The organism is Sorangium sp. So ce296 (assembly GCF_051529605.1).
GTDB lineage: Bacteria > Myxococcota_A > Polyangia > Polyangiales > Polyangiaceae > Sorangium > Sorangium cellulosum_D.
Window position 1 is genome coordinate 2,448,656 of sequence record NZ_CP150325.1, and the last position, 22,962, is coordinate 2,471,617.

Annotated in this window: 18 protein-coding genes; 2 read left to right on the forward strand and 16 right to left on the reverse strand. The window is 72.0% G+C overall.

Annotated elements, in window-relative coordinates; genetic code table 11:
* Positions 1-14: 14 nt before the first annotated feature.
* Positions 15-1,589 carry a hypothetical protein gene (locus WME98_RS09380; RefSeq protein ID WP_437950963.1) on the reverse strand — a complete coding sequence of 525 codons (1,575 nt, stop codon included), beginning with the start codon at positions 1,587-1,589 and terminating at the stop codon, positions 15-17.
* 218 nt (positions 1,590-1,807) lie between these two features.
* Positions 1,808-3,145, reverse strand: a complete 1,338-nt coding sequence (locus tag WME98_RS09385; protein ID WP_437950965.1) for a Stp1/IreP family PP2C-type Ser/Thr phosphatase — start codon at positions 3,143-3,145, stop codon at positions 1,808-1,810.
* A 233-nt stretch (positions 3,146-3,378) separates the two neighbouring features.
* On the opposite strand from WME98_RS09385, the gene WME98_RS09390 reads away from it, so the two are divergent.
* Together WME98_RS09390 and WME98_RS09395 are read left to right on the forward strand one after the other, a co-directional pair.
* Complete coding sequence (locus tag WME98_RS09390) at positions 3,379-4,131, forward strand: hypothetical protein (protein WP_437950966.1); 753 nt, start codon at positions 3,379-3,381, stop codon at positions 4,129-4,131.
* 104 nt (positions 4,132-4,235) lie between these two features.
* The gene (locus WME98_RS09395) at positions 4,236-5,426 is read left to right on the forward strand and encodes a tetratricopeptide repeat protein (protein ID WP_437950967.1); all 1,191 of its coding nucleotides are present in this window, start codon (positions 4,236-4,238) and stop codon (positions 5,424-5,426) included.
* Positions 5,427-5,495: 69 nt separating this feature from the next.
* Here the strand turns inward: WME98_RS09395 and WME98_RS09400 are convergent, their stop codons facing one another.
* From WME98_RS09400 to WME98_RS09465, 14 genes are all read right to left on the reverse strand, one after another.
* Positions 5,496-5,999: a hypothetical protein gene (locus WME98_RS09400; protein WP_437950968.1), complete on the reverse strand. Its 504-nt coding sequence runs from the start codon at positions 5,997-5,999 to the stop codon at positions 5,496-5,498.
* Positions 6,000-6,078: 79 nt separating this feature from the next.
* The gene (locus WME98_RS09405; protein ID WP_437950969.1) at positions 6,079-7,227 is read right to left on the reverse strand and encodes a hypothetical protein; all 1,149 of its coding nucleotides are present in this window, start codon (positions 7,225-7,227) and stop codon (positions 6,079-6,081) included.
* Positions 7,228-8,529: a tetratricopeptide repeat protein gene (locus WME98_RS09410; RefSeq protein ID WP_437950970.1), complete on the reverse strand. Its 1,302-nt coding sequence runs from the start codon at positions 8,527-8,529 to the stop codon at positions 7,228-7,230.
* Positions 8,526-9,131, reverse strand: a complete 606-nt coding sequence (locus WME98_RS09415; protein ID WP_437950971.1) for an RNA polymerase sigma factor — start codon at positions 9,129-9,131, stop codon at positions 8,526-8,528. Before WME98_RS09415 ends, WME98_RS09410 begins: the two co-directional genes overlap by 4 nt.
* Positions 9,132-9,251: 120 nt before the next feature.
* Positions 9,252-10,124 (reverse strand): JAB domain-containing protein, encoded by an 873-nt coding sequence (locus tag WME98_RS09420; protein WP_437950972.1) that lies wholly within the window; start codon positions 10,122-10,124, stop codon positions 9,252-9,254.
* A gap of 138 nt (positions 10,125-10,262) precedes the next feature.
* The gene (locus WME98_RS09425) at positions 10,263-11,441 is read right to left on the reverse strand and encodes a hypothetical protein (protein ID WP_437950973.1); all 1,179 of its coding nucleotides are present in this window, start codon (positions 11,439-11,441) and stop codon (positions 10,263-10,265) included.
* Between the two features lie 88 nt (positions 11,442-11,529).
* On the reverse strand, positions 11,530-12,594 hold the full coding sequence (locus WME98_RS09430) for a hypothetical protein (protein ID WP_437950975.1): 1,065 nt from the start codon (positions 12,592-12,594) through the stop codon (positions 11,530-11,532).
* Between the two features lie 28 nt (positions 12,595-12,622).
* The gene (locus tag WME98_RS09435; RefSeq protein ID WP_437950976.1) at positions 12,623-13,744 is read right to left on the reverse strand and encodes a hypothetical protein; all 1,122 of its coding nucleotides are present in this window, start codon (positions 13,742-13,744) and stop codon (positions 12,623-12,625) included.
* The gene (locus WME98_RS09440; protein WP_437950978.1) at positions 13,741-15,282 is read right to left on the reverse strand and encodes a hypothetical protein; all 1,542 of its coding nucleotides are present in this window, start codon (positions 15,280-15,282) and stop codon (positions 13,741-13,743) included. The genes WME98_RS09435 and WME98_RS09440 overlap by 4 nt, the downstream gene beginning before the upstream one ends.
* Positions 15,283-15,290: 8 nt before the next feature.
* The gene (locus tag WME98_RS09445) at positions 15,291-16,361 is read right to left on the reverse strand and encodes a hypothetical protein (RefSeq protein WP_437950979.1); all 1,071 of its coding nucleotides are present in this window, start codon (positions 16,359-16,361) and stop codon (positions 15,291-15,293) included.
* Positions 16,362-16,377: 16 nt separating this feature from the next.
* Positions 16,378-17,532, reverse strand: a complete 1,155-nt coding sequence (locus WME98_RS09450) for a hypothetical protein (protein WP_437950980.1) — start codon at positions 17,530-17,532, stop codon at positions 16,378-16,380.
* Positions 17,529-19,736 (reverse strand): hypothetical protein, encoded by a 2,208-nt coding sequence (locus WME98_RS09455; protein WP_437950981.1) that lies wholly within the window; start codon positions 19,734-19,736, stop codon positions 17,529-17,531. Before WME98_RS09455 ends, WME98_RS09450 begins: the two co-directional genes overlap by 4 nt.
* Positions 19,733-21,151, reverse strand: a complete 1,419-nt coding sequence (locus WME98_RS09460; RefSeq protein WP_437950982.1) for a hypothetical protein — start codon at positions 21,149-21,151, stop codon at positions 19,733-19,735. The genes WME98_RS09455 and WME98_RS09460 overlap by 4 nt, the downstream gene beginning before the upstream one ends.
* Positions 21,152-21,703: 552 nt before the next feature.
* Entirely contained in the window at positions 21,704-22,687 is a 984-nt protein-coding gene (locus WME98_RS09465; RefSeq protein ID WP_437950983.1) for a hypothetical protein, read from the reverse strand.
* Positions 22,688-22,962 lie beyond the last annotated feature (275 nt).

The following is a 22,962-nucleotide window of genomic DNA, read 5'->3' on the forward strand; positions in this document are numbered from 1 at the left end:
GCTCGGGGCGTCGATCAGAACATGAACGTGCCGCTCGCGAAGAGGTCGAACGTGTTGCTGTCGTTGACGTAGAAGCGGCGGCCGACCGCGTTGATGGTCGGGCGGTAGTTGGGGTTCGGGCTGCCCGTGACGGAGAAGGTCCCGTCGTTGTTCTGGCGGCGGCAGGGCCCGGCCGCGTCGAGGCTGTCCTTGTACTGCGAGTTGCACGGCTGATCGCCGCCGATGCCGTGCCCCTGATCGTGGCGGAAGCCCGCGCCGAGCTGGAACTTCACGAGCTCGGCCGCCCTCCACGTCACGCTCGCCGAGGCGCGGTACGAGCCGAACGGCTGGACGTCGCTGAGCCCCGTGAAGTACGTCCGCTGCGAGCCCTGATCGATGACCGACGGCGCGCACGCGCGCGGGTCGCCGCCCCGGCAGGCGGCCACGCTGTACGCGTCGTTCTTGCGGAACGACGCCCACTGCGGCTGCCGCAGCGTGGGCGCGTCGCTCGAGCCGAGCGCGTCGAACAGCTCCGAGTAGTCGCGCCCCTCGGAGTGGTACTCGCCGGTGAAGCGCAGGTCGAACGTGAGCCCGGTGAACTTCTCGCGGTTCTCCCAGGGGATGATCATCACGCCGAGCATCACGTTGCCGACGAGCGGCGGGTGGTTCACGAGCGACGTCTGCAGGTCGGTGAGGCCGTAGTCGCTCGACTCCTGCTGGAACTCGAACAGCGCCTTGAACCCGCCGTACGGCTCGACGTACTTGATCCGCTTCGACAGGTACGTGTGCACCTCGAGGCCGATCGTGCCGCGCGAGATGCCGGGCTCGCGCTGGGCGGTCCGACTCCCCTCGAAGCCGCCGTCGGCGTTGCCGTTCCGGTTGATGTCCGTCGGATCGGCGCACTTGACCTGGCCGCCCTTCGGCGACTCGGTGCAGGCGTGCATCGCCTCGCTCACCGGGAAGCGGCCCTCGACGCCGAACAGCCAGGTCGGCTTCGTCCGATCGCGCGCCTGGTTCATGATGTTCACGTCGAGGCCGACGGCGAGGTACTCGATGCCGCTCCGGTTCGGCGACCTGAAGGGCAGCGAGAACAGCTGCTCGCCGGGAGCCCCCGCGAGCACGACGCTCTGGTGGCCTTCGCTGCCCTCGAGCCCCGTGAGCTCGCGCGAGTGGTTCAGGATGAGCGGCATCCGGACGTAGAGCGCCAGGTCGCGGTAGAGGCCGACGTCGAGGCGCATGTTGAACTTCGAGGTCGCCTCGCTGTAGCTCGCGACGTTGAGCAGGTTCGACGTGTAGCCGCCCGTCGACAGGCCCGGCGCGGCGATGTACGTCTCGCGGCGGATCTTCGCGCTCTTCGACGCGTGCTCGAAGCCGAAGCTGAAGTTCAGATCGAAGGTGTCGCCCTCGTCGAACGCGTCGACGACGCTCGTGAGCTCGCCGGTCTCCATCATGAGCCGCGGCTCGGTGGCGCTCCGCGGCTCGTCCGCGGCCGCGGGGGACGCCGCGAGGACCGCCGCCGCAGCGACGGCGAGCGACGCGAACGCCGAGCCCCCAGCCATGCCGATGGCGACGCGAGCGAGATGGCCTTCGCAGTACCTTCTGCCGTGCATGCTCATGGTTATCCGTCGGACGGACGCTACCGGCCGGGGTAGGAGGGTGTCAATCTGCGAATCGCTCGCCCGGCATGCGCGGCGCCGCCGCGCCCCGCCGGTCGCAACGATCGGCGCCGCCGCGGGCCGCTCGCCGGCAGCCGCGGGCCGCTCGCCGGCAGCCGCGGCGAGCGCGCTCCGTCCGGCGTGTCGGGCCGCGGCCGGCCGCGGGGCGCGGATCACCGGGCGGGCGAGCGCTCCTCGGCGGCGAACGGGCTCTTGCCCTCCTCGCTGTCGGGGAAGATCTCGCTCGTGATGTCCTCCGCGGCGAGCTCCTCGCGGGCGGTGGTCAGGTCGCGCGACGTCTGGTCGAGCCGGTCGGCGAGCACGCCGAGGAACTGCCAGAGCAGCTTGACCGCGAGCTCGTGCTCCTTGCGGAGGATCTCGAAGAAGTCGGCGCGCCGGACGGCGATGAGCTCGCTCTGCTCGACGGCCGAGACGGTGGCCGAGCGCGGCGCGCTGCGGATGAGCGCCATCTCGCCGAAGTGCTCGCCCGGGCCGACCTCGCTCAGCACGGCGTCGCCGCGGACGATCCGGACGAGGCCCGAGAGCACGATGAACAGCTCGTCGCCGCGATCGCCCTCGCGGACCACGACCTGGCCGGGCTCGAACGAGAGCACCTCGGCGACCTGCATGACCCGGAGCATCTCGCGCTCGTGGAGGCGCGCGAAGAGGGGCATCTTCGCGAGCACGTCGCGCTTCAGCGCGAGCAGCCGCGCGCGGACGCTGTCGCGGTGATCGCCCGCGCCGAGCCGCACGAGGACGGCGGTGATGTTGTCCTTGCCGCCCTTCCTGTTCGCGAGATCGATGAGGCCGTTCGCGGCGACCTCGCCGTTCTCCTCCTCGAAGAACGGCTCGAGCTCGGCGGTGTGCGCGATGTACCCGTGGAGCCCGTCGGACGCGAGGAGGAACTGATCGCCCGGGAGCACCTCGATCGTGAGCGTGTCGACCTCGACGCGCTCGTACACGCCGACGGCGCGCGTGATCGCGTTCTTCTGCGCGACCTTCTCGATCTGATCGCGCGTGAGCTTCCCGCGCTTGATGAGCTCGTTGTAGACGGTGTGGTCCTCCGTGACCTGCTGGATGCGGCCCTCGCGGAGGAGGTAGATGCGGCTGTCGCCGACGTGGGCGATGTAGCCGTGCGAGCCGGCGATGAGGAGCGCGGAGAGCGTGGTGCCCATGCCGCGCTTCGTCGAGTCGGCCTTCGCCTCCTCGTGGATCCGCGCGCACGCGCGCTGGACGGCGTGCTCGAGCAGGCTGAGGACCTCCTTCATCGCGGCGCGCCGCACGTTGCTGCGCGCCTGGTTCTCGATGAGGTCCCGCTCCTTCTTGAGCTCCTCGTGGATGATGCGGACGGCGAGCGCGCTCGCGACCTCGCCCGCGGCGTGTCCGCCCATTCCGTCGGCAACCACAAAGAGCGCGAGCTTCTTGTCGACGAGGTAGTTGTCCTCGTTGTGGTCCCGCATGCGGCCGACGTCGGTGGCCGCATAAAACCTGATGTTTTCGGACAGGCCCATCGGTTCGGGCAGGCTACCCGAGGGCGCGGGAGGAAATCACTAGCGATTGCGCCCGCCGCGAACGGGACGACCGCCTCCCGTAGATCTCGCGCTCGCCGCGCCGGGACTCGCGCTCGCCGCGCCCGGGGCGTGCGTGCGCCGTCGGGAGGCGCTCGGGGGGCGGGTGGGGAATCGACCGCGTGGCCGCGGCTGCGAGCGGCGGTACATTCGGAACGCGTAGAATGGGAGGCTCGATGCGGCTCGTGCTCTTCGATAACACGGACGTCGGGTGGGGCCGCGCGCGGCGGGCGAGCGGCGCGCCCCGCCGGCGCGACGGCGCGGAGCACGCGGGCGGCGCGGCCGCCGAGACCACGGCGCACGCGCGCGGCGCCGTCGCCGAGCCCGCGGACCTCGCGGTCCTGGGCGAGGCGGTGGGCGCGACGATCGGGCTCTCGCCGATCTGGCGCGCCGGGGCGCTCCTCCACCGCATGCGGGGCGCGGCCGACGCGTGGCTCGCCGCGTCGAGCTGGGCCGAGGCGCTCGGGTGGGCGGCGCGGACGGCGCGCGAGCGCGGCCGGAAGATCGCGTCGCTGCAGGCCTGGGGCCACGGCGGCTGGGGGTACATGCGCCTCGGGGCGAGCCGGCTCGACGAGGCCGCGCTCCGGCCGGGCTCGCCGCTCGACGCGGCGCTCGACGCCCTGCGGGCCGAGCTCGCGGGGCCCGACGCCGTCGTGTGGCTCCGCTGCTGCAGCGCGTTCGGCCACACCGGCCAGGCGTTCGCGCGGGCGCTCGCGGACCGGCTCGGCTGCCGGGTCGCGGGGCACACGTACATCATCGCGTTCTATCAGAGCGGGACGCACTCCCTGCGCCCGGGCGAGGCGCCGTCGTGGGATCCGCGCGAGGGCGTGCGCTTCTCCGGCGGGGAGCCGGCGGGCGCCCTGTGGTCGTCGCGCGCGGCCCCGAACACCGTCTCGTGCCTGACGGCCGATCTCCCGCCGGGGTATTGACGTCCGCGCGCCCGCCGTGCGGGCTAAGCCGCTCCCGCGGCGCCGCGCGCCCCGGCGGCGCTCGACCCGCTTCCCGCTTCGTCGCGCCGGCGTACGCTGCCGCCATGACGCCGTCCGACGCGCAGCGCGCCCGCGCGCTCGATCTGCTGAGCCGAGGAGACATGGCCGGCGGCATCGCCGGGCTCGAGGGGTACCTCGCGGGCGCGCCGGACGACGCGGGGGCGTGGCTCGCGCTCGGGGCGGCGTACTCGGCGGAGGGCCGCTGGTCGGACGCGGCGCCGGCGCTCGCGGCGGCGGTGGAGCGCGGCGGCGGCGACGCCGAGGCGCGCCTCGCCTACGCCCGCGCGCTGGTCCGCCTCGGCCGGCTCGACGGCGCGGCCGCCGAGCTCCGGCGGGGCGCCGCGCTGGAGCCGCCCGACCCGCGGGTGCTGCGCGAGCTCGGGATCGTGCTCTACGACGAGCGCCTCTACGACGAGGCGGCGCGCTGGCTCGCGCGGGCGTGCGAGGCGGCGCCGGACGACGGGCGGGCGGCCTTCGCGCTCGGGCTCGCGCACGAGGCGCGGCGGGACATCGCGCCGGCGATCGCGGCGTACCGAGAGGCGGTGCGGCGCGCGCCCGCGTTCGCCGACGCGCGGCTCACGCTCGCCGACGCGCTCGCGTCGATCGGCGAGCACGAGCAGGCGCTCGGCGAGCTCGAGGCGCTGCTCGCGCGCGAGCCGGGCCACGCGCGGGCGGCGAGCAACCGCGAGGTGCTGAGGCGCGCGCTCGCCGAGATGCGCGCGCGCCGGCTGCTCGGCAAGACGGAGCGGGAGCTCGCGCGGTCGGCGCTCGTCGTCGAGGCGCAGCTCAGGCGCCGCGAGACGCTGGCGCCGCCCGTCCCGGTGGAGGGCGGCGGGGCGCGGCGGATCGTCCGTTACACGGCGCCGCTCCTCGAGCTCCACGTGACGCTCGACGCGGGCGGGGGCCCGGGCGGCGGCGCGATCGAGGCGCTGCACCTCGCGCTGACCGATCCGGATCGCGCCGCGCGCGCCGAGGACGACGTCTTCGAGGTCACCGTGATCGGCGAGGACGGCCGGCAGGCGCCCGTGAGCTACGCGACGGGCGCGTCGCTGACGTTCTTGCGCGAGGCGCTCGGCTGTCCGATGACGCAGGCGAGCGCGCTCTACGCGTCGCTGCTCAAGGGGAGCCCGTCGATCGACTGGGGCGGCGCCACGTTGCGGTTCGCGAGCGTCCCTGGCACCGCGGGGAGGCCCGGCGGGGAGCGGTACGGCATCCTCGTCAGCCGGCGCGGCTAGCGGCGCACGCCGGCGAGCCACCGTCGAGGATCTCAGGCGACGCGGCCCCCGGCTCGCCGATCTCGACCTTCAGTCACATTCGTACTTCCACATGCAGAAGCCCTGTTCGTCCACGAGGCCGGGCCCGTGGCGCAGGTGCCAGCACTCCATACCGTTCGGGCACGTGGTGTTCTCGTCGCAGGGCAACGAGCAGACCGAGTTGCACACGGGCGTGGCGGTCCCGCTCTGCGGCTGCGGGCAGTCCGCCGCCGTGTCGCACTCGTACTGGCAGGCCGCCGCCACGTCGCACCACATCGATCCATCTTCTTGTCTCTCGGCGACGTACGCCACCGAGCACCAGCGCTCTTCGCCGCCCGGTCCGGGATCCGGACAGACATGGGGGAGGGCGAAGGAGCCCTCGTCCTCGGGGGAGACGACGCAGGCAGCCCACGGCCCCTCGGTAGCCCCCACGACGGAGGTCGCCAGGTGAACTTCCACGATCGGATCGACGTGGCTGTCGAAGCACGCCGCCGGCGCGCACGCGAAGGCCATCGACAGGCCAACAGCCCAGAGCTTCGTCACCGTGATCTTCATGCAGCCCTCCACGCCAGGCGCCCGAGCGCCCGGCGTCAAGATGGTCTGCCTTGAGGTCACGACAGCCGCCCTCTTCGGCTCACGGCAGCGCGACCTCCACCCCGAGAGCTGCGCCGAGGAACGGGCGACCCCACGTGTCGGCCGCGCGGCCGGCAGCGTCGATCGCGACGCGCGGCGCCGCGATCCCGGCGAGGAGATGCTCGCTGATGCGCAGGTACGGAAACGGCGCGAACGAGAGCCCCGCGCGCAGGTACGGCGCGAGCGAGAACGCGTCCTCTGCCACGCCGACGTACTCGGGCGAGCGGCCATCGCCCTCGACGTGCAGCCAGGCGGCGGCGAGCCCCGCGCCGATCGAGGGCAGCCACTCGGCGTCGACGGCGCCGAGCGGGACGCGCACCCCAAGCGCGGCGAGCGCCACCCGCACGTGCCGCGTGCCCTCTTTGCCCTCCCGGCTCACGCTGCCGAGCGGGATCTGGGCGAAGGTGGAGAGCCCCAGCCGAGACCCGATCATCGCGTACCCCGACACGTCCAGCATCGGGGAGGCGGGCACGCCGCCTGCGCTCCACAGCAGCGCGGGCGCCGCCCCGACGCCGAACGTCGCCGGCGCGCTCCGGGTCGCGCCTGGCCTGGACGGGGGAGCCGTCGGCGCGCGGGAGACGCCGTCGTCGCGCGGGCGCGCGGCGGCGACGGGCGCCGGCTTGGCCGGCGGCGGTCGCTGCGCGTCGACGACCGCCCTGGCCTTCGGCCCGGCGTCGCCCCGCGACGGCCGGGGCGAGCGCACCTCCAGGAGGCTCGCGCGCAGGAGCTCCACCGCGCGGATCGCGACCGTGGGGGGATCGTCGTCCATCACGGTGCGCTGGACCGACTCGCCCGTCGCACCATCGTCGATCGAGACGTCGACGCCGCCCGGCACCTCCCTCACCCGGATCACCGCCGCCGCGCCGTCCTCTCGCGCGCTCGCCTCGACGGGCCCGCGCGAGGGCGGATCGGCGTCGCCCCGCACGACCACGACCGTGAATCCGAGCGTGGCGAGCTCGGCATAGACGCGGGCCATGATGGGATCCGTCCGGCGCTCGGCGATGAGGACGACCTTCGGGCGTGGAGGCTCCGGCGGCGGCTCCGGCGGCTCCGGCGGCGCCGCGCGCGCCTCGGATGCGACGAGGAGGAGACAGAGCCCGATCGTCCATGCTCCGCCGCGCGCCGCGCGAGCCGTCCTTCGAGATCGCACTCACTCCTCCTCGAGGAGACCCTTGGCGTGGGCGGCGTGGGGCCCTGCCGGATAGCGCTCCAGGTAGCGGCGCGCGGCCTCTCGGGCCCCGCTGGCCGAGCCCATCCGCGCCCGGCATTCGATGATCCTCCCGAGCGCTTCCTGCGCGAAGGATCCGCCCGGCTGCTCTCCGAGGTACACGCCGAACCAGCGCTCGGCCTCGGCGTAGGATCGCCGCTGGTCGAACGCCATCCGGCCGAGGTGGAAGGCGGCCTTCGCCGCCTCGCCCGTCCCCGCGAACCGGCTCCGCGCCGCGGTGAGCGCCGCCGCCGCGCGCTCCGGCTTCCCCGAGAAGCGCGCGGCGTCGGCGAGCATCAGCAGATCCGCCGCGCTCGCGCGGGCGACGAGCCGGTCGAAGCCCTCGGCCTCGGCCGCCGTCATCGCCTCGTCATACTCGTTGGCGTCGACGAGGTCGCGCCAGCTCGGCCGGCGCGCGGGCGCGTCCGCGGTCTTCGCGACCGCCGCCTCATCGCCCGTCGCCGCCGGGGCCGGCCCGGAGGCCGCCGGAGCGACGGGCGCGGCCGGAGTGACGGGCGCGGACGACGGCGGAGGCGGGCCCTCGGCGCGCGGTTCTCCGCGCGTGAGCTCGAAGCGCTGCTCCTTGCAGAAGACCTCGAGCGTCTCTCCCGCCGCGACGGCGCGCCGCCCCCCCACGAGCGGCCCCGACACGGCGACCGATCCTTCCCGCAGCACCAGCTTGAGCTCCTCGTCCACCGGGGACCAGCTCAGCTCGAAGCGCGTGCCGGTCACCAGCACGTCGAACGGGCCGACGTTGAAGTTCCAGGTGCTCGTCGCGGTGTGGGTCACCGCCGCCGTGAGCCGGCCGGCTTCCAGCAGCACCCGCGCCCCGCGGGCGTCGGCGGCCACCACGCGCGCCCGCGCGTCCGCGTCCAGCGCGAGCGACGTGCCGTCCGAGAAGCGGATCGGCAGCGGAGCATCCGCCGCGGCGGCGATCCACGTCCCGACCTGCCCTTCTGCCGACCCGACCGCGAACGAGAGCGACCTCGACGAGGGGAGCAGGACGAGGAGCAGGACCGCACAAGCGCCTGCCAGCGCGACGAACGCCGCGGGCGCGATCCACCGAGGGCGCGACGGTCCGAGGCGGGCAACCCCGGGATGGGCGGCTCCGCCGGCCGCGCTCTCCAGGAATCGCTCGCGCGCGCGCTCGAGATCGAGATCCTGCGCCGCGAGCTCCGCATCCTGGACGCGGCCGAGCTCGCGCAGACGATCGAGCGAGGGGCGATCGCCCTTGACGAGCCTCATTTCAGCCACTCCTCGAGCGCGGGTTGATCCCGCGCCGCCTCGAGGAAGTTGGCCTCCGCGCGGGCCAGCCTCCGCTTGATGGTCGCGAGCGAGACGCCGCACGCGTCGGCGACCTCCTGGAGATCCATGCCGTCGATGCGCCGCAACGCGAACGCGATGCGCTCGTCGGCCGGGAGCCGGTCCAGCGCTCGATACGTCGCGCGCAGCGCCTCGTGCGCCTCGCCTTCGTGCGGGCGCGCGACGAGGGGTGGGAGCTCGTCGGGGGCGAAGAAGAGGAGCCATTTCCGGCGCGCGCGCCGCTGGATGCAGGTCCGCGCCGTGAACACCGCGACCGACGTCATCCACGCCTTCAGCGCGGCCGGATCGCGCAGCGTGTCGAGGGAGGACAGCGCGCGGACGAAGGCGTCGTGGTGAGCGTCGGACAGGTCGTGACCGCTGCCGAGGAGCCGGCCGAGGACGCGGAGCACGTGCCCGGAGAAGCGCTCGTGAAAGGCGGAGAGGGCGGCGGGATGCCTCGCGCGGAGCCCCTCCACGAGCGCCTCGTCGCTCGCATAGGCGACCACGCCGAGCCGTCGAGGGGGGGCGAGAGCTCGGGCGCGCATCACCATGATCGTAGGGCTCCGCTGGACATGACCGAACGCCGAGCGCCGCCTCGTGAGCCGACCGGCCCCCTGGAGTCACGGCAGGGTCGCGAAACGGCTCACCGCCGTCGACGCGCGGCGCTAGCGGTGGCCGTGGCCCGCGCGGCGGGGACCAGCGCCGGCCGCCCCTGCCTGCGCGGGGCGCGCGCCGGCTCCGCCCTCCGCCGGCGCGGGGCGTGCGCCGGCTCCGCCCTCCGCCGGCGCGTCGCCGGGCTTGATCATCCCGAGATCGTGCAGCGACGAGTAGTGGCCGTCCGGCGCGAGGATGACGTGGTCGACGAGCGGCACCCCGATCACCTCGCCGGCCGCGGCGACCGCGTCGGTCATGGCCACGTCCTCGGGGGACGGCGCGGAGTCGCCGCTCGGGTGGTTGTGCACGAGCACGAGCGCCGAGGCCGCGTCCGAGAGCGCGGCGCGCAGGATGTCCTTCGCCGTGACCGAGCACCCGTGGAGCCCGCCCTGCGCGACCCGGCGCGCCCCCCTCATCCCGTTGCGGCCGTCGAGCGAGATCACCCACATCTGCTCGTGATCGAGCGGGCCGAGCTGCGCCGCGCACCACGCCGCGATCGAGGCCGACGTGCGCACCGGCGGCCGCGGGCGCACCGCGCGCTCGAACGCGCGCCGCCCGAGCTCGAGCGACGCGGCGATGCGGAGCGCCTTCGCGAGGCCGAGGCCGGGGTGCTCGGCGAGCGCGTGCGGGCCGAGCCGCGAGAGCCCCTCCAGCCCGGAGAAGCGCGAGAGGAGCGCGGCGGAGACGATCGTGACGGGCGTGCCGACCAGCCCGGTGCCGAGCACGATCGCGAGCAGGTCGGCGTCGCCGAGCGACCAGATCCCCTCCTCGAGCGCGCGCTCGCGCGGGCCGATGAAGGCGGCGAGCGCCGCGGGATCGTCGGTGTACGAATCGTGGACGGGCAGGTGTTCGGGCAGCAGCGCGGCGCGCTTCCAGGAGCTCATGCGCCGGCCACAAGCACGCGGCGGGCCCGGCGGCCGGCGCGCGGCGCCGCGGCGTTCTGCGCGCCTCCGGGGCGGCGGAGCGGCGGCGGAGGGTGGCGGCCGCCAGGCAGTTGCGCGTCTGGCCAGTCCCGATGCGCGTCAGGACATCAGGCCGAGCGCGAAGAGAGCGTCGGACCAGAGGGGCCAGAGCGTGCGGAAGGGGTGGGTGGCCAGCAGCAGGCCGCCGTTCGGAAGGCGCCGTACGTAGTAGGGCGAGTGGCGCTCGATGAACCGGACGTGTCTCCCCGTGGCGACGTTCACCTCGTAGGAGGGCTCGCCCTCCCTGGGCTCCTCGATGATCTCCTGGGCGAGCTCGCGCGCGCGAGGCTCGACGGAGCGCCACGCTTCGTCCGGCACCGCCGAGGCTTCCAGCGCCCCAATCAGCGTGGCCGGCGGCATGGAGAGCGCCGCGAGCACCTGTTCGCGCGTGAGATCCTCGTCGCCGACGATGCGGGCACGTGGGACGCGCCGGATGGCGTCCGGGCGGGTCGGACGCTCGGCCCGCGATCGGGACGCATCACGGTCGAGGCCCCAGTGCTCGTCGACGCGCTCGACGGTGCTGGCGACCCCGACACGCGCCCCTCTGGGAGCGGCTTCGACGCGCGCACGCAGCGCGTCCATGGACAAGCCCGCGGCGCGCTCCACGAGGTCGCCGTCGTGGATGTGCAACCACGACAGGGCGAGATCACGCGCGACGCTCGCGGCGTCGGCGTGGTAGGTCGCACACGCCTCGACGGACGCGGACCAGCTGGAGGCGGCCGAGCACGCGCCGGTCGTCACGCGGCGACGCGCGTCCGGCGCGCACAGGCCCAGCAGGATTTCCTCCATGTCCTGCTCGAACTGCATCGAGATCATCGCCGCCTCGGCCTCCACGGACCGCACACCGCTGCAGATGGCGATCTCGAGGCGATACGGGTAGAGCCCCTTCCACTCGTACGTGCTCACGCGCAGAGGGCCGCTGGCCCACCGGCGTTCGTGTTCTTCACCATAGCAGTCCAGGCTCAGGCCAAACCTGGCCAGCCACCTCCACTTCGTCCCGAAATTCACATGCATTTCCGAGCCTGCCTTGAAGGCGGAACGTGTCATCGAGATGAGCTCGTCGAGGGAGGCCTCGCTGCGCCACAGGTGTTCGGAGGATCCGGGCGTGGAGAGGCTGACATCGCAAAGTCCCCCCGGGTAGACGAGCGCGGAGAGGGCCGCCGCGAAGGCGTCGAACCGGTCGGCCTCGTCACACCACGCGTAGAAATCGGGTCCGCGTTCACTCCGCGCTTGATTCATGGGTCAACGACCTCAAGGACGCCTGGCTCACTGCCAGAGCCAGGGCGACCGTTCTGCACGCGCCGCAAGGCGGCGCCTCGCGTCTCTATCATGACGTGATACCGAGCGAGAAAAGGGCGTCCGACCAGAGCGGCCAGAGTGTGCGGTACGGGTGGGTCGCCAGCACCACGCCGCCGCTCGGCAGGCGGCGCACGTGGAACGGGGCGTGGTCGACGAGGAAGTAGACGTGCTCGCCCGTCAGTTCCACCCAGGTGAGGGGCCCGCTGCCGCGGGTGAACTGCTCGCCGCGCGCCCTGGCCTGCACCGTCAGGTTGTGGATCTCCTCGGCGCGCGGCGCCGCGGCGCGCCACGCCTCGTCGGGCACGTCCGCCGCGGCGATGAGCGCCTCGATCAGGGCGGAGCCCGGCATGGCCAGCGCCTTGAGGACGGTCTCGCGGGAGAGCGGGATCGAGCGCCCGCTCTTGTCCGTCGGGACCACCCGCGCTCCAGCGGGCGCCGCGTCGACGCGCGCGTGCAGCGCCTCCAGCGACATGCCCGCGATCAGCGAGACCTTTTCCTTGTCGTGGAGGCTGACCCACGACAGGGCCAGATCGCGCGCGATGTCGCGGGCGTCCGCGTGGTACGTCGCGCACATCGAGACCGGCGCGAGCCAGGTCCACGCGCTCGTGCAGCCGCCGGTCGAGACGCGCCTGCTCGCGTCGGGCGCGCAGAGGCGGAGCAACAGGTCCTCGAGGTCGTCCAGAACGATGTGCCACGTGAGCTCGGCTTCCGCCTCGACGGAGCGCGGTCCGCTGCCCAGGGCGAGGTCCATGTGCATGGGGGCAAAGTCCTCGATGTGGCGGGGGTGCATGTGGATGGGGCCCCACGGCTGGATGCGTTCGCTCCTGTCGGTGTAGCAGCGGAGGATGCAAGAGACGAACTGTCCGGAGCTCCCCAACATCGCGAAGTAGGCATCAGCATCGGCGCGTCCGAAGTGAGCTCGGATCTTCGCGACCGCCTCGTCGACGGAGGTCGTGCTGAAACTCGGGCTGGGGCGCATGTAGACGGACACGTTGTACGGTGGGTCGTGGACGAGAGCTGACAACGCCGCGCCGAACCCGTCGACCCTTGTTGCCTCGTCGCACCAGGCGAAGAAGTACGGTCCTGATCTCATATCTGGCTCACCATGATGAAGTTCCTCGTCAGGACATGAGGCCGAGCGAGCAGAGCGCGTTGGCCCAGAGCGGCCAGAGCGAACAGTAAGGGTGGGTTAAAAGCACCACGCCGTCGCTCGGCAGGCGGCGTACGATAAACGGGGGGTGCTTTTTCAGGAAGCGGATGTGACGATACGTGTCCGTGTAAACCGGCCAGGTGGGAGGTCCCTCCCCGGTCTCTGCGAGCTGGCTTGTCAGACCCAGGATCTCGGCCGTGCGCGGCGCGGCCGCGCGCCATGCCTCGTCCGGCACCGCCGCGGCCTCGAGCGCCTCCAGCAGGGCGGAGGGCGGTGCCGCCAGCGCCTTGAGGACGGTCTCGCGGGAGAGCGAGTGCGCGCGCTCGCCGCCACCTTTGAGCGGAACGCGCGCCCCGGCCGGCGCGGCGTCGACGCGCGCGTGGAGCGCGGCAAGCGACATGCCCGCGATGCGCGACACGCTGTCCCTGTCGTGGAGGTGCACCCACGACACCGCGAGATCGCGCACGATCTCGCGGGCGTCCGCGTTGTACGTCGCGCACGTGGCGACCGGCGCGTTCCAGTGCCACGCGTTCGTACACGCGCCGGTGCGAACGCTCCCGCTCCCGTCCGGCGCGCAGAGACGTAGCAGCAGGTCCTCGAGGTCGACCTGCATGATGTGCCACGCCACCTCGGCCTCGGCCTCGATGGAGCGCGGGCCCCTGCCCCAGGCGAGTTCGAGCTTGAAGCGGAAGAAGTCCCTGTTCTCGTCGGGGGACATCTCGAGGGGCCCCTGCGGCTCGCGGGGGCCCCTCGCATTGAGACGTTCGTAAGCTTCAGCGCAGCAACAACTACCGAAATCGATGACGGGTATGCCAAGAGAAAAATCGGGTCCGCGACGGTCCGGAAGAACGAAACGTTGGGATGCGCGGAGCAGCACGCTGGACCTGACCAGAGCACCCCCGTCGCATTTGAAGTGGGCGCGGATCATGGCAGCGGCCTCCTCCATGGAGGTCGTGTCGCACGCCGCGTCGCAATACATACTCACGCCAATTAGCCACCCCGGCTGCACGAGGGCCGATAGCGCCGCCGTGAACGCGTCGACCCTCGATGCCTCGTCACACCAGGCGTAGAAGCGCGGACCTGATTCGCTCATAACCGGATCACCTTGATGGGCTTGTTGAAGCCTTTCAGGCTCGCCCTCTTGCCCTTGTCCTCATCGAAGAGGTAACCGTCCTTGACAGTGTACTTCTTGCCACCGAGCTTCCCGCCCCGCTCCATGATGAGCTCGACCTCTACGACATCGCCGGCGCGGCCATTCCGCTTTAGCGCTTCCATCGCGTTGGACAACTGGTCGATCACCCTGTCGCCATCGACGTTGGTGCCCGCTTTCGCCTCGCTCAGGATGAGCTTCTCCCGCGCGGACACCGTCAGAAAATCGGGCGCCATCCCGTCGGTGCTCCCCGGCTTTGATTGGTACGGAATCTTGAGCACGTCGTGCACGCCGTCGTCGCCGACGCCGAGGAGCGCGCGCCCGTCGCCGGTCAGGAAACTCGTCACCGTCTTCTCGAACGCGTTGAGCGCCTTCTTCGTCACCGCCCCCTTCAGGTTCTTGTACCCGCGGAGCCTCCATACCTCGAACCCTTTGACAACGACCTTATCGACCTCCGCGATCTCCCCGGCGATCCGGATCCCACGCGGCGGTAGCGCGCCGGCGGCGGCGACGCCGTGCCAGACGTGCCCGACCGCCCCGAGCCCGAAGCCCACCCCCGAGAAGATCCGCTCCTCGTCGCTGAGCTCCTGCCCCGACGGCAGGCAGAACGCCTTCCCCGTCACCGCCTCGCACAGGTCGAGCGCCGGCCCCACCACCGGCACGAACCCCACCCCGATGCGCGTCGTCGCGTGCACGAGCGTCTGCATCACTCCCGCGTACGCCTCGACGCCTTCCCCGACCGTCGACATCGCCCCCGCGAACGCGCTGATCGTCTGGTAGAGCTGCGTCTGCTCCAGGTCGAGCCCGTCCCCTGTCCACTGGTTCAGGCTGTCCTTCATCTGGTCCGCCAGCGCATCGAACCGCGGCTTCAGCACCGTGTCCACCTGCGCCCGCAAGTCCGGCGGGATGGGCGTGTCGATGAACCAGTCCGACGCATCCATGTACCGTCGCACGTACGCCGTGATCCGGTTCTGCGCCTTCAGGAACGCGTTCGTCTCCGCCAGCGAAACCCCCATCCGGTCGCGCAGCGCGATCTCCAGCGCCGCGCTGTTCTCACGCCACGCCCGCACGTTCGCCACGAAGTCCGCCCGCGCGACCACCACCCCGCCGCTCACACCGGCCTCCAGCGCCGCGATCACCGCGTCCGCGTACGCCGCATAGGGATCCCTCCCCTCGTCGAACGCCCAGTCCACCTCCGCGATGTCCGGCACCTCCACCCACGGCACCTCGCTCTCCCCGAGCGCGTAGTTCCACGGGTCGTCCGGATAGAAGCCCTCGGTGTTGGTCCTCGATGAGGACGGATCGGCAAAGGCGGAGGACGGCTCCGAGAGAGCGGATGCCCACCCCCGGCCCGTGCTCGGCGCTTCGCGCCTGCGCGCGGTCCGCCCCTCCCAAATCGCGCGCTCCGCGCGCTCAGGGAGGGGGGCGCCGTCGGGTATCTGCGGCCCGGGTGCGGAGTCCGGACAAGGATGTGCGTGCACGACGTGCGTCAGGACATCAGACCGAGCGCGGAGAGAGCATCGGCCCAGAGCGGCCAGAGCGTGCGATAGAAATGGGTCGCCATCATCACGCCGCCGCTCGGGAGGCGGCGAAGGGTGAACGGGGCGTGGTCGACGAGGAAGTAGACGTGCTCGCCCGTCATCTCGACGTACCACAGAGGTGGCCCTTTGAGGCTCTCGGGGAGCTGCTCGCCGCGCGCCTTTGCCTGCACCGTCAGGTTGTGGATCTCCTCGGCGCGCGGCTCCGCGGCGCGCCACGCCTCATCGGGCACATCCGCGGCGGCCACGAGCGCCTCGATGAGGGCGGAGCCCGGCAGGGCCAGCGCCTTGAGGACGGTCTCGCGGAAGAGCGGGATCGAGCGCCCGCTCTTGTCCGTCGGAACCACGCGCGCCCCGGCCGGCGCGGCGTCGACGCGCGCGTAGAGCGCCTCCATCGACAGGCCCGCGATCCGCGGGACGCTTTCGCCGTCGTGGAGGCTGATCCACGACAGGGCGAGATCGCGCGCGATGTCGCGGGCGCTCGCGTGGTACGTCGCGCACATCGACACCGGCGCGAGCCACGTCCAGGCGGTCGTGCAGCCGCCGGTCGAGACGCGCCCGCTCGCGTCGGGCGCGCAGAGGCGGAGCAGGAAGCCCTCGATGTCGGTCACGACCTTGTGCCATGCCAACACGGCCTCGGCCCCGACCGAGGACGCGCCGCTGCCCAAGTCGAGGATCATGTACATGGGGGCGAAGTCCTGGAGATCTTCAGGGTGCAGGTGGAGGGGACCCCACGACTTCGAGCGTTCGCTCCTGTCGGTGAAGCAGCGAAGCATGCAACGGACGAACTGTCGGGAGCTCAAGGTCGAGTGGAGGACGACCTCCGCATCGGCGTGTCTGAAGTGGGCGCGGATCGTCGCGACCGCCTCGTCGACAGGAGCCCCGTGGGGCTCCGGGCCAGGGCACAGGCCAACGCCGACCGTATACGGAGGGTGGTCGACGAGCGCCGACAGCGCCGCGCCGAGCGCGTCGACCCGCGCGGCCTCGTCGCACCAGGCATAGAAGTAAGGTCCTGCTCTCATCTCTCAACGTTCCTTGTCAGCTCATCAGGCCGAGCGCGTCGAGCGCGTCGGCCCAGAGCGGCCAGAGCGAGCAGAACGGATGGGTCGCCAGCACCACGCCGCCGCTCACGAGTCGGCGCACGAGAAACGGCGGGTGTTTTTTCAGGAAGCGGAAGTGACGGTGCTTGTCTGTGTCAACCGGCCAGGTCGGTGGGCCGTCACCGGTCTCCGCGAGCCTTCGTGTCCGCTCCAGGATCTCGGCGGCGCGCGACGCGGCCGCGCGCCGCGCATCGTCGGGCACCGCCGAGGCTTCCAGCGCGTCGAGCAGCGCCGACGGGGGCGCGGCCAGCGCCTTGAGGACGGTCTCGCGGGAGAGCGACCACGCCCGCGCGCCGCCCTCTTTCCTGGCGACGCTCGCCCCACGCGGCGGCGCGATGGCGACGCGCGCCCCGCGCGGCGCGGCGTCGACGCGCGCGTGGAGCAGGTCGAGCGAGATGCCCGCGATGCGCGACATGGGGTCCTGGTCGTGGAGGTGTACCCACGACACGGCGAGGTCGCGCGCGATCTCTCGGGCGTCCGCGTTGTACGTCGCGCACGTGGTGACCGGCGCGTGCCAGTGCCACGCGTTCGTGCAACCGCCGGTACGGACGCGCCCGCTCCCGTCCGGCTCGCAGAAGCGGAGCAGGAGATCCTGGAGATCGATCTGCAGGATGTGCCATGCCAGCTCGGCCTCGGCCTCGACCGAGCGCGGTGGCCTGCCCCAGGCGAGCTCGAGCCTGAAGGAGCGGAAGAAGCTCATGTAGTTGTCCGGGTACATCTCGAGGGGACCTTGCGGCTCGTGGGGGCCTCGCAACGACCAGCGAGGCTCGTACGCTTCGGTGAAACACTGAAGATCGACAAGGATGCTGCGCATGGCAGAGGAGTCGGGTCCACACTGCTCCGGGAGGGCCAAGCGCTGGGCGCCGGCGAGGATCGTGCTGCACGTGGCGTGAGCAGCGCCGGTGCATGGGTACTGGACGCGGATCATGGCGACGGCCGCCTCCATGGACTTCGTGTTGCATCTCACGTCGAAGTTTGCCCACGCATCCACGAACCCTCCTGGGCGCGCGAGCGCCGACAGCGCCGCCGCGAGCGCGTCGACCCGCGACGCCTCATCGCACCAGGCGTAGAAGCGAGGACCCGGAGTGCTCATAGCCGGATCACCTTGATGAACTTGTTGAAGCCTTTCAGGGTCGCCCTCTTGCCTTTCTGCGTGTCGAAGAGGTAACCGTCCTGCGCGATGTACTGGGTGCCACCGAACTTTCCGACCCGCTCCATCAGGAGCTGGACCTCCTCCTCGACGTCTCCCACGAGTCCGTTCTGCCGTACCCCCTCCATCCCGCTCGATAACTGCTCGATCACCTTGTTGCCGTCGACGTTGATGCCGCCTTTCGCCTCGCTCAGGATGAGCTTGTTCCGCGTGGACACCGTGATGAAGTCGGGCGCCTTTAGGCTGGCGCGCGCATTGCCTTTTAAATCAGGCCAAAGCATCGCGCGCACGCCGTCATCGCCGACGCCGAGGAGTGTCCGCCCGTCGCGGGAGAGGAACTTCGTCGCCTCCTTCTCGAACGCGTTGAGCGGCTTCTCCGTCACCGCTCCCCTCAGCGTCTTGTACGCGCGAAGCCTGCGTACCTGAAATCCCTTGACAAGGACATCATCGATATCCGCGATCTCCCCGGCGATCCGGATCCCACGCGGCGGTAGCGCGCCGGCGGCAGCGACGCCGTGCCAGATGTGCCCGACCGCCCCGAGCCCGAAGCCCAGCCCCGAGAAGATCCGCTCCTCATCGCTCAACTCTCGCCCGGTCGGCAGGCACCACTCCTTGCCCGTCACCGCCTCGCACAGGTCGAGCGTCGGCCCGACCACCGGCACAACCCCCACCCCGATGCGCGTCGTCGCGTGCACCAGCGTCTGCATCACCCCCGCGTACGCCTCGACGCCTTCGCCGACCGTCGACATCGCCCCCGCGAACGCGCTGATCGTCTGGTAGAGCTGCGTCTGCTCCAGGTCGAGCCCGTCCCCCGTCCACTGGTTCAGGCTGTCCTTCATCTGGTCCGCCAGCGCATCGAACCGCGGCTTCAGCACCGTGTCCACCTGCGCCCGCAAGTCCGGCGGGACGGGCGTGTCGATGAACCAGTCCGACGCATCCATGTACCGTCGCACGAACCCGGTGATCCGGTTCTGCGCCTTCAGGAACGCGTTCGTCTCCGCCAGCGACACCCCCATCCGGTCGCGCAGCGCTATCTCCAGCGCCGCGCTGTTGTCCCGCCACGCCCGCACGTTCGCCACGAAGTCCGCCCGCGCGACCACGACCCCGCCGCTCACGTCCGCCTCCAGCGCCGCGAGCACTGCGTCCGCGTACGCCGCGTACGGATCCCTCCCCTCGTCGAACGCCCCGTCCACCTCCGCGATGTCCGGCACCTCCACCCACGGCACCTCGCTCTCCCCGAGCGCGTAGTTCCACGGGTCGTCCGGGTCCCACCCCTCGGCACGCGCATCCTGCGTCGCGAGGTCCGCCACCTCGTCCGCCTGCGCGCCGAACTCATCGAGCAACCGCGCGAGCTCGTCCTTCAGATCGCTGACGCTCTTCTTCAGGTCGTCGACGAGCTGCTCCATCGCCGCCCGCGTCTCCGCGTCGACCACGTCCTTGTACCGGTCGAGGATCGCGTCGAGGTCGGTCCGCGAGATCTCATCCAGCGGCCGGCTCACCAGGTCGTGCAGCTCCGTGTCGAGCTGCCGCAAGAGGTCCATCCGCACCCGGAGGTCCGCGACCCTCGCGGCGTTGCGGAGGAGCTCCGTCATCAGCCGGGCGATCCTGACCTCCAGCTCCGCGATGTCGCGCGCGAGCGCCGGGTTGATCTCCGCGAGGCTCAGGTCGACCGCGGTGTTGCCGGAGAACTTCGCCCCGCGGCGCCGGACGTCGAAGAGCGGCTTGTTCAGACCGAGCGGGACCGAGACGAGGGTCACCAGCTCGTGCGCGTCGGTGCACCAGTCGTGGCCGCCCGAGTTGGCGACCTCGAAGTGGAAGTCGTTCGCTCCCATGCGGAGCAGCACCGAGTCGAAGTCCGCCTCGGACCGGTGGCTTCGCGCTCCATCGTCGTGGTCCACGAGCGTGCCCGGGACCTCGTAGGTCGGCAGCGGCGTGTCGTTCACGCGGAAGAACGGGTCTCCATCCTCGACGAGGAAGGCGCCTTCGCACGACGAGCTGGATTGCGTGTTGATCCAGCTCAGGCTGTACGGCGTGCCGGCCCACCCCGCCGACGGCGCCAGCACCGCCAGCACCGTCATGAGCGCGACGATCTTCTGAAACCTCGCGGCGCGAAAGCCACGCCGCGCAACCTTCTCCGACCGGCTCATGTCCCCTCCGCGCCGCGCACGGCGGCGTCATACACGATCGCGGCGCCCTTCACGTCGCCCGCGTCGAGCCTCGCCTGCACCGCGTCGAGCGCCGCCGCGGCCATCCCCTTCTCCCGCAGCGCCGCGAGGCCCGCTGCGATCTTCCGCGGCAGGCCCGTCCTGAGCTCCGCCTCCGCGGCGTCGAACCGCCCTCGGAGCGCCGCGCACCCGGCCTCGCGCCACGACGACCCGGCCGTCTCGCAGAGCGGCCGCATCTGCACGAGCGCCACGAGCACCCCGCACCGTTCGGCGAGCGGCGGCAGCCCGAGCTTCTCGCTGACCGGCGGCGCCGCCGACAGCGCCTCCACCCGCGCGCGCGCCCCCTCGCCGAACACCTCCGACGCCCTCTCGATCCGCGACCGCGCGATCGCCTCGCGCGCCCCTTCGTCCGCCTTCAGGATTTCGAGCGCCTGCCGGCGCAGCGCGATGCCGCCGAGCAGCGCCGTCGCCGTCGCGTCGCTCCGGGCGACCCGCCGCTGCGCGTAGCCCAGCATGGCGCTCAGCGAGCGCAGCGCCCCCGAGGTCATGTCCGGCACGACCGCGCCGTGCGTCGCGAGCACCTCCTCGTGCGGCGCGATCGCCTCGTCGAACGAGACCGCGAGCGCCTGGAGCTCCGCCGCCAGCGTCATGCTCTCCGCTGCGAGCTCGTTCGGCGCCCGGCTCGCCTCGCGCGCCGCCGCGAGCACCGCCTGCTCCGCGCCGTCGAGTCCGTCGATGCCCGACCGCGACGCCTGCTCCGAGAGCGCCGCGTACGCCGCCGTCTCCGCCGCCTCGGTCGCGCGGTACGCGGCGAACCGCGCCGCGACGCCCGCGTACCGGGATCGCAGCGGCGCGCCGTCGCTGCGCGCCTGCTCGAAGATCGCCTGCACGACCGCCATCGCCTGCTTGTCGGCCGCGAGCGCGACCACGAGCGGCTCCTCCTCGGCGCTCGCCTTGTCGGTCATCGCCTGCCGGAAGTTGTCGGCCGCGCGGACCGGCTCCTCCTCGAAGATCGCCTCCTGGCGCTGCCTGGACTGCAAGAGCAGCCCGAGGAGCCTGCCGTGCAGGGTCGCCCGGAGCGACTCGGCGTTCTTCTCCTCGTCGCGTACGTAGGCCACCGCCCGATCGATGTTGTCGAACCAGGCCCGGAGCTCCGCCTCGTTCGCGGCGAGCTCGTCGGACATGACGCCGTTCGGCCCGAACGCCCACATCTGGATCGGCAGCTCGCCGTCCGCCTCGGCCTTGCTCCACGCGCTGCCCGGGCCCTCGCTCGCGTCCACGCAATGCTCGACGATGCTGGTGTTCGATTGCGCGCAGAACCGGCCGGGCGCGTGCTCCTCGCTCCCCCACAAACACCCTGCCGCCATCACGCCCAGCGCCAGCGCGGTGACAGCCACAGCGAGAATCGTCCTCCGCCGTCTCGCTTTGGATCGCTCCCTCATACTCATTGCCTCCACCCCGCGATTTTTCTCGCCGGCGTACGCTCGCCCGCCCGTTCTCCAGGTACAAGCGTCCTCACAAAATCGGTAGGACATTGCTCGGCCGAGGAGCGTGTCCCCGATCTCCCTTCCTCCGCCCTCGGCATCTCGGCCGTGGCTGTGTGCCTCGGCCGCTCAGTCAGTCCTCACCTCCGATTTACAGCGCGCTGCGCAGTCAACCGGAAGAGCTCGTGACGTCCCGCACGCGAAGCCGATACGCCTCGCGCCGGTGGCGTCCCCCACGCGCGCTGGTTGCCGAATCAGCGGTAGAAAACCACTTATGCTGGGCAGGTGTTCGCCCACTGCAGGTGGCCACGCAGATCCACGGGAATGGGAAATGGATGCGAGATGGCCGCCGGCGAGGGTCCGCCCGAAAGTCGCCGGCAAGGGCGTGACAGAACAAAGGAAGAGGGCCCAGGTTGCAGCCTGAGCCCTCGGTCGACGCTCGGATCCGCGTAGAGCGCTCTTGGCTCAGACCGGCGCGTCGTCGCCTTCGAGCGGATCCTCCTCGTCCGGCGGCGCGCCGCCGGCGCTGCCGCTTCCAGCGCTGCCGCTGCCAGCCGCGCCAGCCGCGCCAGCCGCGCCGCCAGGCGTCTCGCTCGCCTTCTTCCTGGTGCTCCGGCTGAAGAGCCGCCGCGTCGCGATGGGCACGAGCCGCGGGATGGTCGGATCCTGCTCGTTGGCGCGCTCGAACACCCGCACGATCTGCTCGAGCAGGATCAGGTTGATGCCGTCGGCCCGGTCGAGATCGCCGCTCGTGACCTTCTGGCCCGCGGGGCGCGCGGCCGCGGTCTTCGCCGCCTGGGTCAGCTCCTTGGCGGCCTCTTCGAGCCGCTCGACGTAGTCCTGGTCGAGCCGCATCAGCTTGGCGCGCACGGCGAGGGGGCCCTTCTTCTGCGCGAGGTAGCGCTTGCCGAGCGCGGCGAGCTGCGTGAGCCCGCGCGCGAGCGCGCCCGGATCTTCCGCGGTGCCGACCGCCTGCGCGAGCTCTTCGCGCGCCTCCTTGCCCGAGCCGGCGACGCCGCGGAGGACCTCGTAGGCCTGGTCGCGCAGGAGCAGCGCGCGCGAGAGCCGCTCGCGCAGCGCCGCGTCCGTCGTGGCGCGCGCCGCGTCCTTCTTCTGCCCGGCGCTCTCGTGCGCCTCGAGCAGCCGCTCCAGCGCGAGCGCCTGGTCGACCGCGAGCGCGAGCAGCTCCGGCGAGAAGCCGCGCAGCTTCTCCCGCTTCTCCTTCGACGCGCCCGACCAGCACGCGTGCGCCGTCGCGTAGAGGCGGCGCAGATCGGTCAAGACGCGCGAGGAGGCGATCTGCCGCCCTCGCTCGACGAGCTGGGATTCGGTCGTGCCGTCGAGCAACGCCTCGATGATGCCGGGTTCCGGCTTGCCGAGCCGCTCGGCGAGGGATTCGAGCGTGGGATCGTTGTCGGTCTCTTCGGGAGGAGAGATAGGTTTGGCCATCTGCGCAGGCTAAGGAGATGCGGAGCGGCACGTCGAGGGCGTGGCAAGTTTTGGTCATGGCGCCAGCGAGCGCCGGGGAGCGGGCCCGTGGGTGGCGACAGCGCGACGCGCGACGCGCAAGCGCGCGGCGCGGAACCGTCGGCATCGCGGCGGAGGGCGTCGTCATTCCGGGAGCGGGCCATCGTCATCCGAGGTGGACGTCGTCGTCATCCGGCCGGGAGCCATCCGCATCCGACCCGGAACCATCGGCATCGGGGCTGGGGCCCGCCGGCATG